Below are 14993 nucleotides of genomic sequence, written 5' to 3' on the forward strand. Positions count from 1 at the left end.
ATCTAACATGAATATTACTAAGCGATTGAATCAAAATAGCAACTCCGCTATGGTTAAACCATCAATAACAATAAATTAAAAACGAGTTATTCTACAGGCTCGTTAGGATTACGAGAGTATCAATGAAACTTTTAAGCTGGATTTTACTGATATTATTTATATTATCTTATGGTGGTTCTGCATTATTTTGTTCAGGTTTTGTTGATATTATTGAGCCAAATTTTGGTGAATGCTTTAACAGTGGTGTTTCATATTTTGATTATTTTCCAAAAGGTCAGTCTCCTCTTGAAATGTTAGGTGTAAAACTAATTGCGGCATGCTTAGTAATATCATTTGTTATTGGTTTTATTTATCATAAGTTTAAAGTCAGAAAGCAACCCTAACATATATGAGCCTTAACTCAGTCAATAGGCAATAGTATTACCTTTGACGGTTTAAATTCGGTAACGGCCAAACTTAAAATCAATAAACAAATTTGTTTACATCGTCTGTCGATGCAGCTGCAAGTAGCTTACGGTAATCATACTATTTTAGGACTTATTAAAAACCTAGTTACCTAGCACCTTCTCGTTACGCTTCGCTACACTCAACCAGAATGACATAGTTAACTTTAACGCCGAGCTGCGCTAACTTTCACCTTGAACCTTTTAACTCGCAAACTCGCTAAGGTACAAACTTGATCGGTACACTGTCTTTATTGGCTTGATGTTCTGCGAGGCGTTGTTGGTAGGTTTGCCATAAATCGTCATGTTGGGCTTGTAGATGGCTGAAATATGCCCAGCTAAATAAACCGCTGTTGTGGCCATCGTCAAAGTCTAAACGCAGTGCGTAGTGGCCGACTGGCTCGATGCTTTTGATGCTAACCTGCGATTTACCGAGTACCAATTTCATTTGTTCGTTACCATGGCCTTGTACTTCGGCAGACGGTGAATGAACACGTAAAAACTCACTACTAAAAGTACAGTGGGTGTCATCGTCAAAATAGACATCAAGGGTTTTGCTAACGGTATGATGATGTACCTTGATCACTTGCTTCATTGTTATGCCTGTGTATTGAGCCTAGAACCAAGAACTTAGAGCCTGGGCCCTAAGTTCTAGTTTTAAAATTAAAGAATAAAGCGACTTAGGTCTTCATCTTCCACCAGTGCACCTAAATGCTTCTCAACATAGGCGGCATCAATGACTAAACTGGTGCCAGCTTGCTCTGATGCATCATAGGAAATTTCTTCCATCAGTTTTTCCATTACCGTATGTAGGCGACGTGCACCAATGTTTTCGGTTTTTTCATTAACTTGCCATGCCGCTTTGGCAATGCGCTCGATGGCGTCATCGCTAAACTCTACACTTACTTGCTCTGTTTTAAGTAGTGCATGTTGTTGCTCGGTCAGTGAGGCATGTGGTTCGGTTAAAATACGTTTAAAGTCGTCAGCGGTTAATGCTTCAAGCTCTACACGAATAGGTAAGCGACCTTGTAGCTCTGGGATCATGTCAGATGGTTTTGCCATTTGGAATGCGCCAGAGGCAATAAACAACATATGGTCAGTTTTCACCATGCCATGCTTAGTGCTCACGGTTGAGCCCTCAATCAGTGGCAGTAAGTCACGCTGTACGCCTTCACGGCTTACATCTGGACCTGATGATTCTCCGCGCTTACAGATTTTGTCTATCTCGTCGATAAACACAATACCGTTTTGTTCGGCTGCGAAGATTGCTTGCTCTTTTAGCTCTTCAGGGTTTACTAATTTAGAGGCTTCTTCTTCAACCAATAATTTAAACGCTTCTTTAATTTTAAGTTTGCGTTTAGTGCGCTTGTCACCCGCCATATTTTGGAACATGCCCTGCAGCTGGTTGGTCATTTCTTCCATACCAGGTGGTGCCATGATCTCAACATTTGGTTGTGCTTGGGCTAAATCAATATCAATTTCTTTATCGTCTAATTGACCTTCGCGTAATTTTTTACGGAAGATCTGACGCGTTGAAGAGCCTTCATCGCGTTGGCTTTCACCAGACGAATCTTTAGCTGGAGTCAGTAGTGCATCTAAAATACGTTCTTCGGCAGCTTCTTCTGCGCGATGTTTGAATTTTTTAGTTTGTTGTTCACGGGTCATTTTGATTGATACATCAACCAAGTCGCGAATGATGGTTTCAACTTCTTTACCAACATAGCCCACTTCAGTGAACTTAGTCGCTTCGACTTTAATGAAAGGCGCGTTGGCAAGTTTTGCTAAACGACGGGCAATTTCAGTTTTACCAACACCGGTTGGACCGATCATTAGGATATTCTTCGGCGTTACTTCAGCGCGAAGATCTTCATCTAATTGCATGCGGCGCCAGCGATTACGAAGGGCAATAGCCACTGCTTTTTTTGCTTTTGCTTGACCAATTATATGCAGGTCAAGTTCATGAACGATTTCTCTGGGAGTCATATCAGACATAGCAGTTCCTATTACAATTCTTCGATGGTTTGAAAGTTATTTGTGAATACACAAATGTTGCCGGCAATTGTCAGGCTTTTTTCAACAATTTCGCGGGCGCTTAAATCGGTGTTTTCAAGTAGGGCAGTTGCAGCTGATTGGGCAAAGTTACCACCACTACCAATGGCAATTAAATCATTTTCAGGCTGCACAACATCACCGTTACCAGTAATTATCAGTGAGGCTGTGGAGTCGGCAACAGCAAGCAATGCTTCGAGTTTGCGCAAGGCGCGATCGCTACGCCAATCCTTAGCCATTTCAACTGCGGCTTTGGTTAGATTGCCTTGGTGCATTTCAAGCTTGCTTTCAAAACGTTCGAACAGGGTGAAGGCATCAGCAGTGCCGCCAGCAAAACCGGCGATCACTTTGCCATTATAAAGGCGTCGAACTTTGCGGGCGTTGCCCTTCATTACGGTGTTACCAAGTGAAACTTGGCCATCGCCACCAATGACGACTTTATCGCCGCGACGTACACTTACAATAGTGGTCATGTTATTCCTCATCATCGAGTCACAGGGGCGACTCGTTAAAAGCGATTGATGATGAGTTAATATGGGTTAATGGGCTAAAATCAAGTCCAATTCCAAATTCCGCAACCAGTTATTTTGTTACGCTTTAGTTTGTTTTTATCACTTTCGGCTAAACGTTTGGTTTTATAAGGACCTAAACGCACTTTATACCAGACACCGTTAGTGCCGGTTGTTTCACGAATTTCGGCGATTAATCCGGCAAATGCGATTTTAGCTTTTAAGGTTTCTGCTTGGCCATGGGTTCTGAACGAACCGCATTGCATTACATAAGGGCCTTTTTGTTCAAGCTCTCTTACTTCAACTTGAATTTCATGCTCTTTGATTTCTTTTATGAATTCAGGAGGGCGTGGTTTAGGCAACTCTTGTTGCACTTTTGCAGGTGTTGGGTTTGCTTGTTGTTCAACCAGCTTTGGATCTGCATTGGTTTTGACATACCATAAACCAAAACTAAAACCGCCAACAAGTAGTACGGTAACCAGTACTAATAATACGGGGAATGGTTTTTTCGGTGGCGCTGTTTTTTTGCTATTACGGTTGCCCGGTTTTTTATTAATAAAATCGTGTTGTGCCATGGTGGTATTGGGCTTCTAACCTTAAATCATATCTATTGGATCTACATCTAAGCTCCATCGCACCTTTTGCGCTAATTTACTGGTACTTAAGTAGTCTACCATTTGCGCGAGATATTGGTGTAATAGAGGGCGTTCGAGCGCTTGAATATGCAATTGAAAGCGATATTTCCCCGCAATTCGCTCGAGCGGTGCAGGGATCGGACCTAGCAATTGTATACCAGTTAGACCTTGGACTGGAACTAAATCTGTTAAAAAATCGACCACTTGCTTTATGTTGTGACCTTCAGCGCGGACAATCGCCATATTAGTTATTGGTGGTAGCTGTGCGTCATCGCGCTCTTGCAGTGCAAAACGGGCGAAATCTTGATAACCATTATTGACTAAATCTTGTAATAAAGGATGTTCGGGAAAGTGAGTTTGCAATAATACATGACCTGGTTCGCCACTGCGCCCAGCACGGCCAGCCACCTGAGTAACCAATTGTGCTAAATGCTCTGTGGCGCGAAAGTCGCACGAGTACAAGCCGCCGTCGACATCAAGGATCAATACTAAGCTCACATCAGCAAAGTGATGACCTTTGGCAAGCATTTGGGTGCCAACTAAAATCCTTGCACCGCCTTGGTTTATATCGTCTAGGGCTTTTTCTAAACTGCCTTTACGACGCGTTGAGTCGCGATCAATCCGGCTAATCGGGGTATCAGGAAACTCGGTTGTTAAAAACTCTTCTATTTGTTCGGTGCCTTTGCCGTTAGGAAATATTTGTGTACTACCACAGTCTGGACACTGATGCGGCACGCGTTCTTGCTCACCGCAGTGATGGCAAATCATCTGGCCGATGGCTTTGTGAAAAGTCGCACTAGTGCTGCAACGTGTGCACTCACTTAACCAACCACATTCATGGCAAATCAGGGTAGGCGAAAAACCGCGACGGTTTAGAAATACCATCACTTGTTTGCCTCGTTTTAAATGCTGACGCATAGTGGCAAGACTGGCATGGGCTATACCAGCTTGATCCGGCTGGCCTTTCATATCAATCAGCTGAAATTTATTGTCGGTACTGGTTTGCGCACGTTGCGTTAGGCTCAGCAGTTGGTATTTATTATGAATTGCCTTATGCAAGGTTTCGAGCGCCGGGGTTGCTGAGCCTAAAATCAGCGGTATTTTATGTTGAAAAGCGCGGTATGCGGCTAAATCACGGGCATGGTAACGTAAGGTATCTTGTTGTTTAAATGAACCGTCATGTTCTTCATCAACAATGATCATACCAAGCTTTAAAAATGGTAAAAAGATACTCGAACGTGTACCAATCACAATTGCGCAACTGGCTTTTTCACAAAAGCGCCAAGTTTGTAAGCGTTCGTTATCGGTCAGTGCTGAATGCCACAGCATAATCGGCGTATCAGGAAAGCGACGACGAAATCGATTAACCGTTTGTGGCGTAAGGCCAATTTCAGGCACTAGTACGAGTGCTTGTTCACCGCGTTTTAAAACCTCTTCAAGGCATTGTAAGTAAACCTCGGTTTTACCACTGCCAGTAACACCTTCTAGTAAAAAGCTATTGAAACCGACCGCTTGATTAATGGTGGTACAGGCTACTGCTTGCTCTTTATTTAGAGTCGGCTTAGTGCCTACGGTGGGAAGTTGTTGTTGCCATTGGTTGTCGTGTTCAATCGTTTGGCTGATCAGCTCTTTGTTAAGTAAGCTGTCGATAGTTTTTTTACTAAACCCCAGCGCTTTTAATTCTGTAAGTGATGATTTACCCGAATCTGCCAGTTGTTTGAGTAAGCTTAGTTGGCTCTTTGCTTTTAAAGACGGTAATTTAGCGCCTTTTTCAGTAAGTGCCACCATACTAATACTGCTTTTATCTGGGCACAGTCCTTGACGCAGCGCGCCAGGCAGGGCGATATGAATTGTTTCACCTAGTGGGTAGCAATAATAGCGCGCAGTAAAACGCAATAATTCGATATGTCGCTCTGATAAAACGGCTTCATCATCAATCACTTCAAGCACTGCTTTAAGTTTATTAACCGGCACATCGGTGTTGGTTTTTAGCGCCAGTACGACCGCAACTTTGCGCTGATTACCAAATGGCACCCATACCCGCGCACCGACTTTAGGCATCACTGATAAACCATCGAGTTGCTCTGGAATGCGATAATCAAAGGTGCGATGCAACGGTACTTTTATAGCAACTTCAACAAAACTCATAACAACCCAAACAAGAACGAATAAGGGAGTTAATGTACTAAAATTATGGCTGAAAACCTACCTGCAAATACCTTCTTTAAAACTTTTGTTCATTTTATTAGCAAAAACGACATTTAAAGCTTGTAGCAAGTGGGGTTGTTGCTTAGAATACGCGTCCTAAATAATTTGTTTTAACGACGTATGGTGCCAGACTCCGGGTTTGGAGAGCGATGCGGCCTTAACTAGAGGTTTCTATGAAAGAAGGTATTCACCCTAAGTACGAAGTAATTTCAGCATCATGTTCATGTGGAAATAAATTCGAAACTCGTTCTACTCTGTGTAAAGACATTCACTTAGACGTATGTTCTGCGTGTCACCCGTTTTACACTGGTAAGCAAAAAGTTTTAGACACAGGTGGCCGTGTTGATCGCTTTAACAAGCGTTTCGGTTCACTTAGCAGCAAGTAATTCTTGTTGTTTTGTCGGAAAAAGCACCTTAGGGTGCTTTTTTTTATGCCTGCTATTTATTAAAAACACCGCCTTTTAGTCTTTATTTCTTGCTCTAGTGCTCCAGCTTTACGCATTCATTATGTTGTGACTATTTCCCACTTTTATATCCAGTATAGCGAGTAAATAACAGACAAATAGTGATTTGTTGACTATATTGTCATTCTCGTTAAAGCGATAAATTAAACGTTTTTGTCGGTAAAGTTAGGTCTTTTGCGGTTAAATGTTGTTAACGTCTTACTTTGATGGTTTTTAGTCATAGGCCATTATTTTTGCTTTAAAGCGTTGCATAATGAGCATTTCAAGATGGGTTTTTTGATGCTTTGTGGCGTTTTTATAGCCGAAAATTGAAGCTTTTTTGCAAAAAATGCTGACAAAACGCATAAAATGAACGGATATAGCATATAACAGGATAGACCTGATATTGCTTGAATTTAATTATAATATAGGTATCGTTCCCTATAAGATATAAGAACTGCTTACTCTCACTTTCAACTTAACTTACTTGCAGGATAAAATCGCGTTATGTCAGACTTTCGTGAACAAGCTTTACATTACCATTCGCACCCCGTTCCAGGAAAAATTAGCGTTGAGCTTACAAAGCCAGCTGAAACCGTACAGGATCTTGCACTCGCATACAGCCCCGGTGTTGCAGAACCGGTACGTGAAATAGCTGCTGATCCCGCTAATGCCTACAAATACACTGGTAAAGGCAATATGGTTGCGGTTATTACTAACGGCACCGCTATTTTAGGTTTAGGTAACTTAGGTCCATTGGCTTCAAAACCGGTTATGGAAGGTAAAGCGTTATTATTTAAACGCTTTGCGGGTCTAGATTCGATAGATATTGAGGTGAAACACAATACCACCGAAGATTTCATCAATACAGTTGCTAACATCGCTGATACGTTTGGCGGTATTAACTTAGAAGACATTAAAGCGCCAGAGTGTTTTGAAATAGAAAAAGCATTGATCGAGCGTTGTAGTATTCCAGTGTTCCACGACGATCAACACGGTACCGCGATTGTAACGGCTGCTGGTATGATCAACGCACTTGAAGTACAAGGCAAAGAAATCGAAGATGCGATTATCGTTTGTTTAGGAGCCGGTGCCGCAGCGGTTGCGTGTATGGAGCTACTGATCAAGTGTGGCGCATTGCGTGAACATATTTACATGTTAGATCGTAAAGGCGTTATTCATACTCGTCGTGATGATTTAAACGAGTACAAACAGTTATTCGCTAACAATACAGATAAGCGCACACTGCAAGATGTTATTGCTGATGCCGATGTATTTGTTGGTGTATCTGGCCCGAATTTACTTTCTCCTGACGATCTTAAGCTAATGGCTGATCGACCTGTAGTATTTGCCTGTTCAAACCCAGATCCAGAAATCTCTCCAGTGCTTGCTCATGGTGCTCGCGATGATTTAATCATGGCAACGGGTCGTTCAGATTATCCAAACCAAGTTAACAACGTGCTGTGTTTCCCATTTATTTTCCGTGGTGCGCTAGATGTGCGTGCAAGCAAAATTAATGATGAAATGAAAATTGCTGCGGTTGACGCTATTCGTAGCATTGCTAAAGAACCAGTACCAGCGGAAGTATTAAAAGCGGCGGGTGTTGAGAAACTTGAATTTGGTGCGCAGTATATTATTCCAAAACCGATGGATCCGCGTTTATTACCGCGCATTGCCAAAGCAGTAGCGCAAGCGGCAATTGATTCTGGTGTTGCACAAATTGATATGCCGGAAAACTACATGGAGTAGCTGCTTAGCTGCAATTGGTAATGGCACAATAATAAAAACCTCAGTAACTTACGTTACTGAGGTTTTTTTGTAGCCAATTCCTGAAGCAGGAATATATACAAATGATAACTTAATCTTCGTTGAGTACAGGTACTTCGAGACCCATCTCAAGCATGATTTTTTTCACTTCTTCAGGCACTTTCTCTGGATTATCTTTACGTAAATCTTCATCGTTTGGCAGTGGTTGGCCAGTAAATGCGTGTAAAAATGCTTCACAAAGTAATTCGCTATTTGTTGCATGGCGAAGATTATTAATTTGACGACGAGTACGCTCATCAGTCAAAACTTTTAATACATTTAGCGGGATCGAAACGGTGATCTTTTTAACTTGTTCTGATTTTTTCCCGTGTTCTGCGTATGGGTGAATATATTCACCATTCCATTTAGCCATAGGATGTATCGTTGCCTCAGGTTGTTAATTGTTTGCGCGACCTTTTGCAGCGCAAAGATGGCGAAATTCTATCGTGTTAAAAAAGATAGTCAAATACTTGTTTTTTAGCCATCTAGCAGCTTAAATGTTTTTACTTCTAATCTTGCGGCTAAAACCGCATAAATGCTTTGACTTATTAAATTTGATCCTCTAACCTTTTAGACGTCTAAACATCCATTTAATTTTAGGTGACGGTATGAGTCAAAAGAATAAAGCAACCATTGCAGTACGCAATGGTATTGATGCAGATAAACATCACGGCGCGGTTGTGCCTCCCATTCATTTATCGACCACCTACTCATTTGCTGATTTTGATAAAAAGCGCCAATATGATTATGGCCGTAGCGGCAACCCAAACCGTGATTTACTCGCTGAAACGCTCGCTAAGCTTGAAGGTGGCGCTAAGGGGATTATCACTGCAACGGGCATGGCTGCGGTGCATTTAGCTACTCAGCTGCTAAACAGTGACGATACCTTAGTGATCCCACATGATTGCTATGGCGGTAGTTACCGCTTATTCACCTCACTTGAAAAGCGTGGCTTATTAAAGTTAGTGGTTTTAGATTTAACTAAATCTGAAAATCATCAAAAAATTCTTGAGATAAAACCAAAGCTAATTTGGATTGAAACACCGAGTAATCCTATCTTACGGTTAACCGATATTAAAGCGATCACCACGATTGCTAAGCAGTGCGGTGCGTTGGTTGGTGCCGATAACACATTTTTATCACCTGCTTTGCAAAACCCAATTGAGTTTGGTGTTGATATTGTGGTGCATTCGACCACTAAATATATTAACGGTCACTCAGATGTTGTTGGTGGTGCGGTGATCGCCGCTACCCAAGAGTTGGGTGATGAGCTTGCTTGGTGGGCTAATAACATTGGCATTACCGGTGCCCCGTTTGATAGCTACTTAACGTTACGTGGTTTACGTACTTTGAATGTTCGTTTACGTCAGCATCAAGAAAATGCCTTTATTATTGCCCAATATCTAGAAAACTCCCCTTATGTAAGCCAAGTATATTACCCTGGATTAGTATCTCATCCACAGCATGAACTCGCTAAACAGCAGCAACGTGGTTTTGGTGGCATGGTAAGCTTTGATATCAAAGGTGATATTAATGATGCTGCAGAATTTTTGACCAGCTTAGAAGAATTTAGCTTAGCTGAGTCATTAGGTGGGGTTGAGAGTTTGATTTGTCACCCTGCAACTATGACCCACGCAGGTATGGAGGCAACTGCTCGTCTTGCTGCGGGAGTAGGTGATACCCTGATCCGTATTTCGGTGGGCATTGAAGATGTAAAAGATTTAATCGCTGACTTAGATCGTGTATTCAATAAAGTGAAACCAGGTCAAGCTCAGCACGGCGTAAAAGTAATTGCTTCCTCTGTTCAACAACAAGATGATGAGCAATCAAACTCATTTAAACTGACTCCTGCACATACGGCTTTGTGGTAATAAAAAATGGTAAATATAGTTCATAAATTTGGTGGTTCTAGCCTTAGTTCTGCAGAGCGTTATCAGGCCGTAGCAAATATTATTCTAGCCCATACGGAAGCCGGTGATTGTGTGGTGGTATCCGCAGCCGGTAAAACTACCAATACGTTAGTTACGCTATGGCAGAGTTACCAGCAAGGTGATCAACAGGCAGTGAGTGATATATTATTGCAGCTTGATAATCATCAACGTACTTTGATCGAGCAGTTATTGAGTCCAGCAGCGCGACATACGGCATTAAACGTATTAGAACAGGAGCTAGCCTTAATTGCACAGCAAACTCAACAGCAAAGCTTACAGGAAGCCGCATTGCTTGCTCACGGTGAAGTTTGGTCGGCACGATTATTGGCTAGCTATTTAAAACAGTTAAATGTTGCAGCTCAAGATGTTGATGCTCGTCAATTGTTTACCCTTAATGATGGGCAATTATTACATCAAAAAAATCAACAAGCCTGTGCCGAGTTAATTTCAGCCAATTGCATTAATATTGTTACTGGTTTTATAGCCGCTGATTGCCAAGCAAATACCGTTACTTTGGGGCGCAATGGCAGTGATTACAGCGCGACTTTGTTAAGCAGTTATTGTCATGCTAGTCAGGTATCAATTTGGACTGATACCCAAGGGGTGTTTAGTACCGACCCTCGTAAAGTAAAAAAAGCGATTAAGTATTCTAAAGTATGTCGTGGCCAAGCAAACTTACTGGCGCGTTTGGGCAACCCAGTGTTACATGCTAAAACTCTCTCGCCATTAAAAAATACTGATATCAAGTTAGTCGTTCGCAGTAGTTACGACAGCGAAGCTAGCGCGACAGAAATTGTCAAAGAAGGTTACAGCAAAGCTAAGCGTTTTATCACTACCTTAGAAAATATTGATTTACTGCGCATTGATCAGTTGCGTGGCGGTGAAATTGGCGAATTAAGTCAGCTTATTCAACACAGCTTGCATCATTTTATTAAAAACGGCGATACCTACTTACTAGTGCCGGCAGCAGCGACTCATCAGGTGGTGAGTCATTTGCAAGGGCGCGCTAATATTATTGAGTCGAACTTACATGGTTGCGCTGTTGTGGCGCCACGAAATGATGTAGCGCAATTATTTGAACAAGCAACGCAAGTGCTTAGTGAGCAAAGTTTAGTGCCGCGCTTTAGCCATCAAGACGCAGACTACATATTACTACTAACGGATCAATCTATTGATAGTGATGTGTTGACCTTATTGCATGATAAGTTGATTAACAAAGGCCAAGAGCTTGCCATTATTGTTGCTGGCCTTGGTAATGTTGGTGAAGTATTTATTGAGCAACTAAGTCAGCAGCTTAATCGTTTGCAGCAACACTTCAGCGTTAAGCTGGTTGGTTTATTACGCTCGCGCTCTATGTTGTTCAGCCCAAGTGGTATCGTGCTTGAGCAATGGCAGTCACAGTGGCAAAACGAAGCAATAGATTACCAAGAAGCTGATTTACTGACACGTATCAGCGAACTCGATTACGAACACAAAGTGCTGATTGATATTACTGCTAGTGAAGCGTTTAGTAAGCTTTACCCGGCGTTTGTAAATTTAGATTGTCACCTGATCAGTGCTAATAAATATGCGGGCACTGCAAATAATGACTGGTATCAAAATTTACGCCGTAATTTAGCTGAACGTAACTTATTATGGCGTTATAACACCAGTGTTGGTGCGGGTTTACCAATTAATTTTGCGTTAGCTGATTTACAAAACAGTGGCGACAGTATTACCCATATTGAAGGCGTGTTCTCAGGCACTTTATCGTGGTTGTGTAGCAGTTATGATGGCAGTGTGGCGTTTTCCGATTTAGTGTTGCAAGCGCAAAAAATGGGTTACACCGAGCCTGATCCACGGGAAGATTTATCTGGGCGTGATATGCAGCGTAAGCTATTAATTTTAGGGCGTGAATTAGGGCTCACCTTAGAGCTTGATGAGATTGGCTTAACACCGTTGATGCCAGAGCAACTAGCGCAAGGTGATTGGCAGTCTTTTTTAGCTAATAAGCAGTTGCTTGATGACTTTATTGCTGAAAAAGCGCAGTTAGCTGGCAAAGAAAACAAAGTACTGCGTTATACCGGTGCGTTAACAATTGCTGATGGCAAAGTAACCGCTAAAGTCGGTTTGGCTTATGCAACACAGGGTGATGCCTTAGCTAACTTAACTCCAGGTGATAATATCTTTGTTATCAACAGTCAGTGGTATAGCGATAATGCGTTGGTGATCCAAGGTCCTGGTGCAGGCAAAGAAGTTACCGCAGCAGGCGTGCATTCTGATTTATATTGGTTAATACAAAACTTAAAATGAGCTCTGAGTTTGTAAAATAAAAAAAGCGCCGATTGGCGCTTTTTTTATGTAGCAGCGATTTTATATCGCGATAGAGTAATATTAAAACAGCTCTTCTTCTGTTTTAGTTTCTTCTTCAAAAACGTTTTCTACATGCTGCATCACATACTTAGTGGGCGAGGTGCCTTTTTCAAAGTATTCAAAGCGACTAGTGTAATCGTTCTTTTGACTCAAGAGTCCCGTTGCTAAATCGATTCGTACCGACACTAATCCTTCAGGTGGCTCGATTGGTGCTTCTGGCTTATCTTTGAGTGCTACTCGCATAAAGTCAATCCATGCTGGTTGAGCTGTTTTAGCACCAGATTCTGCACCAGAGATCTGGGTATTATCCATGTTGTTATTATACGTCGAGCGACCAAGCGGGTTACCTGGATTATCAAATCCAACCCAGACCGAGGTCATAACATTACGGTTAAAGCCGCTAAACCAAGTATCGACAGAGTCATTAGTAGTACCCGTTTTACCGGAAAGATCGCGACGATCTAATACCTGAGCACGCCAGCCGGTGCCACTCCAACCCGTTTTATGAGCCCAACTACCGCCTCCCCAAATTGCGCTATTCATCGCATCGGCTATCAAAAACGCGTTTTGTTTAGATATGATGCGCGGCGCACAATGATTTGCAGCTTGGCTGGTATTTAACTCAGAAGTAGACTCAAATTGAGTCGTTGTTAGCGGAGGAGTAACGGGATCACACGCTAATAGTGGTTCTGTTTTAAATAACACATTACCTGCAGAGTCTTGAATCTCATTAATGAAATAAGGGGTGATCAAATGACCGCCATTGGCAAATGTGCTCATGCCACGGGCAAGTTCTAAAGGAGTAATTGACGCACTACCTAAAGCTAGCGATTCACTGCGATTGATATCATTATTTTGAAAGCCAAATTTTAATAGGTGATCAGCTGTGCGCTGCAAGCCTACCCCGCGTAGTAAGCGCACCGAAATAACGTTTTTCGATTGTGCTAAAGCACGACGAATACGGATTGGGCCGTTATATATCGCAGGGCTGTTTTTTGGTCGCCATGCGACCCCTAGGCTCTTGTCCCATTGATTGATTGGTGCATCATTTAAAATAGACGCTAAGGTATAACCATTATTCAGCGCCGCTGAATAAATAAACGGCTTAATGTTAGAACCTACCTGACGTTTTGCTTGCACGGCTCGGTTATATTGGCTTTGTTCAAAGCTATAGCCACCAACAATCGCTTTAATGCGACCATCATTCGGATCCAGCGATACTAATGCACTTGACGCTTCAGGCAATTGGCTGAGTAGATAACTACCATCGTCATTTTTACGTAGCCAAATTTGCTCCCCTGGATTGAGTATGTCGGTAGCGGTTTTTGGAGGAAAACCTTGACGGTAACGCGTAATGTATTTGCGTGCCCATTTGAGATTATCCCAGTCTAGAGTGGCTTGCTCACCACTTTTTAATAACACTGTTGCCGTTTGATCTGCTACAGACAAAACTGCTGCTGTTAATAACGGGGCAATTTCTTTTACCGGTTTTAGCTTTGCTAAAATTTCACTAGAACTTAGGGCAGGTTGCGTTTCAAAATCCCACAGTTGCTGCTCTGGGCCACGATAGCCATGGCGCATATCGTATGCATGAAGATTATCAACGAGTGCTTTTTGCGCTGCGGCTTGTACGTCAGATTCAACACTGGTGTAAACTTTAAAGCCGGTATTATAGGCTTTTTCGTAGCCATAACGAGCGACCATTTCTGCACGCACCATTTCAGATATATAAGGCGCATATAAGTCTATTTCGGCACCATGAAATTTTGCCGTAATTGGTTCTTGAGAGCTTTGGTTGTAGTCTGCTTGAGAGATATAACCTTCATCGAGCATACGTCTGAGTACCACATTACGGCGTGCCTTGGCGCGAACTGGGTTTCTGATCGGATTTAAAGCTGACGGCGCTTTTGGTAAGCCTGCAATCATTGCCATTTGCGCTAAAGTTAACTCGTTTAGTTGCTTTCCATAATAGACTTGTGCAGCGGCTCCGATACCAAAAGCACGATTACCTAACTCTATTTTATTTAGGTATAAAGCGAGTATTTCATCCTTGGTAAGTAAGTTCTCAATGTGTAACGCAATGAAGATCTCTTTTACTTTACGGATATAGGCCTTTTCACGTGTTAAGAAGAAGTTACGAGCTAACTGCATTGTTATAGTACTTGCGCCTTGTTTTTTCTCACCAGTTGAAATTAATACGAGCGCTGAACGTAAAATACCTATAGGATCTATACCTATATGGTCATAAAAGCGGTTATCTTCAGTAGCTAAAATAGCATTTATGAGTGGTTGTGGGATCTCTTCTATAGTCACTGGAATGCGACGTTTTTCACCGAACTGGTTGATTAACAAACCATCTTTCGAAAAGACTTGCATAGGAGTTTGTAATTGCACGTCTTTTAAAACTTGCACACTGGGGATATCAGATTTAACGTAATAATAAAGGCTTACTAAGGTAATGAGCCCTAAAAACGCGCAGATGATAAAAAATTGTAAAGTTCGTTTCAATAAAATCACTTATATTTTCCCTAAATGGACTCCCAATTAGAATCGGAGACTGCTAGTATATATTGATTAAAAAATGAATAGTATTTTTTCATATAAAAATTATAACTTG

General features: G+C 41.9%; 12 protein-coding genes. 5 read left to right on the top strand and 7 right to left on the bottom strand.

Going from position 1 to position 14993, the window contains the following annotated elements; genetic code table 11:
• Positions 1-122 precede the first annotated feature (122 nt).
• The gene (locus H5187_RS02940; RefSeq protein WP_149982621.1) at positions 123-383 is read left to right on the top strand and encodes a hypothetical protein; all 261 of its coding nucleotides are present in this window, start codon (positions 123-125) and stop codon (positions 381-383) included.
• Positions 384-663: 280 nt separating this feature from the next.
• Here H5187_RS02940 and H5187_RS02945 read toward each other — a convergent pair whose 3' ends face one another.
• The 5 genes from H5187_RS02945 to priA form a co-directional block, all read right to left on the bottom strand.
• Positions 664-1038, bottom strand: a complete 375-nt coding sequence (locus tag H5187_RS02945; protein ID WP_182717690.1) for a gamma-butyrobetaine hydroxylase-like domain-containing protein — start codon at positions 1036-1038, stop codon at positions 664-666.
• Between the two features lie 68 nt (positions 1039-1106).
• On the bottom strand, positions 1107-2435 hold the full coding sequence (hslU, locus tag H5187_RS02950; protein ID WP_182717691.1) for an HslU--HslV peptidase ATPase subunit: 1329 nt from the start codon (positions 2433-2435) through the stop codon (positions 1107-1109).
• Between the two features lie 11 nt (positions 2436-2446).
• Positions 2447-2965 carry an ATP-dependent protease subunit HslV gene (gene hslV / locus H5187_RS02955; RefSeq protein ID WP_145238496.1) on the bottom strand — a complete coding sequence of 173 codons (519 nt, stop codon included), beginning with the start codon at positions 2963-2965 and terminating at the stop codon, positions 2447-2449.
• 80 nt (positions 2966-3045) lie between these two features.
• Complete coding sequence (locus H5187_RS02960) at positions 3046-3576, bottom strand: SPOR domain-containing protein (RefSeq protein WP_182717692.1); 531 nt, start codon at positions 3574-3576, stop codon at positions 3046-3048.
• A gap of 21 nt (positions 3577-3597) precedes the next feature.
• Complete coding sequence (gene priA / locus H5187_RS02965) at positions 3598-5784, bottom strand: primosomal protein N' (protein ID WP_149982625.1); 2187 nt, start codon at positions 5782-5784, stop codon at positions 3598-3600.
• A 233-nt stretch (positions 5785-6017) separates the two neighbouring features.
• Between priA and rpmE the strand changes: the two genes are divergently transcribed.
• Both rpmE and H5187_RS02975 read left to right on the top strand, forming a co-directional pair.
• A complete protein-coding gene (gene rpmE / locus H5187_RS02970; RefSeq protein WP_145238505.1) occupies positions 6018-6230 on the top strand; it encodes a 50S ribosomal protein L31 in 213 nt (70 codons plus the stop codon).
• Positions 6231-6794: 564 nt separating this feature from the next.
• On the top strand, positions 6795-8036 hold the full coding sequence (locus H5187_RS02975; RefSeq protein ID WP_182760696.1) for a malic enzyme-like NAD(P)-binding protein: 1242 nt from the start codon (positions 6795-6797) through the stop codon (positions 8034-8036).
• 109 nt (positions 8037-8145) lie between these two features.
• Here H5187_RS02975 and metJ read toward each other — a convergent pair whose 3' ends face one another.
• A complete protein-coding gene (metJ, locus tag H5187_RS02980; RefSeq protein ID WP_016709540.1) occupies positions 8146-8466 on the bottom strand; it encodes a met regulon transcriptional regulator MetJ in 321 nt (106 codons plus the stop codon).
• 235 nt (positions 8467-8701) lie between these two features.
• Here metJ and metB point away from each other — a divergent pair, with 235 nt between their 5' ends.
• A complete protein-coding gene (gene metB, locus H5187_RS02985; RefSeq protein ID WP_182717694.1) occupies positions 8702-9964 on the top strand; it encodes a cystathionine gamma-synthase in 1263 nt (420 codons plus the stop codon).
• Between the two features lie 6 nt (positions 9965-9970).
• Positions 9971-12316, top strand: a complete 2346-nt coding sequence (metL, locus tag H5187_RS02990) for a bifunctional aspartate kinase/homoserine dehydrogenase II (protein ID WP_182717695.1) — start codon at positions 9971-9973, stop codon at positions 12314-12316.
• An 81-nt stretch (positions 12317-12397) separates the two neighbouring features.
• Here metL and H5187_RS02995 read toward each other — a convergent pair whose 3' ends face one another.
• Entirely contained in the window at positions 12398-14893 is a 2496-nt protein-coding gene (locus H5187_RS02995; protein WP_182797526.1) for a penicillin-binding protein 1A, read from the bottom strand.
• Positions 14894-14993: the final 100 nt, after the last annotated feature.

Source organism: Pseudoalteromonas sp. SG44-1 (assembly GCF_014164315.1).
Lineage (GTDB): Bacteria > Pseudomonadota > Gammaproteobacteria > Enterobacterales > Alteromonadaceae > Pseudoalteromonas > Pseudoalteromonas rhizosphaerae.

Bases quoted from the DNA above. Each gene is read 5' to 3' on its own strand.
- H5187_RS02940 (WP_149982621.1), top strand. From the start codon at position 123: ATGAAACTTTTAAGCTGGATTTTACTGATATTATTTATATTATCTTAT.
- H5187_RS02945 (WP_182717690.1), bottom strand. From the start codon at position 1,038: ATGAAGCAAGTGATCAAGGTACATCATCATACCGTTAGCAAAACCCTT.
- hslU (WP_182717691.1), bottom strand. From the start codon at position 2,435: ATGTCTGATATGACTCCCAGAGAAATCGTTCATGAACTTGACCTGCAT.
- hslV (WP_145238496.1), bottom strand. From the start codon at position 2,965: ATGACCACTATTGTAAGTGTACGTCGCGGCGATAAAGTCGTCATTGGT.
- H5187_RS02960 (WP_182717692.1), bottom strand. From the start codon at position 3,576: ATGGCACAACACGATTTTATTAATAAAAAACCGGGCAACCGTAATAGC.
- priA (WP_149982625.1), bottom strand. From the start codon at position 5,784: ATGAGTTTTGTTGAAGTTGCTATAAAAGTACCGTTGCATCGCACCTTT.
- rpmE (WP_145238505.1), top strand. From the start codon at position 6,018: ATGAAAGAAGGTATTCACCCTAAGTACGAAGTAATTTCAGCATCATGT.
- H5187_RS02975 (WP_182760696.1), top strand. From the start codon at position 6,795: ATGTCAGACTTTCGTGAACAAGCTTTACATTACCATTCGCACCCCGTT.
- metJ (WP_016709540.1), bottom strand. From the start codon at position 8,466: ATGGCTAAATGGAATGGTGAATATATTCACCCATACGCAGAACACGGG.
- metB (WP_182717694.1), top strand. From the start codon at position 8,702: ATGAGTCAAAAGAATAAAGCAACCATTGCAGTACGCAATGGTATTGAT.
- metL (WP_182717695.1), top strand. From the start codon at position 9,971: ATGGTAAATATAGTTCATAAATTTGGTGGTTCTAGCCTTAGTTCTGCA.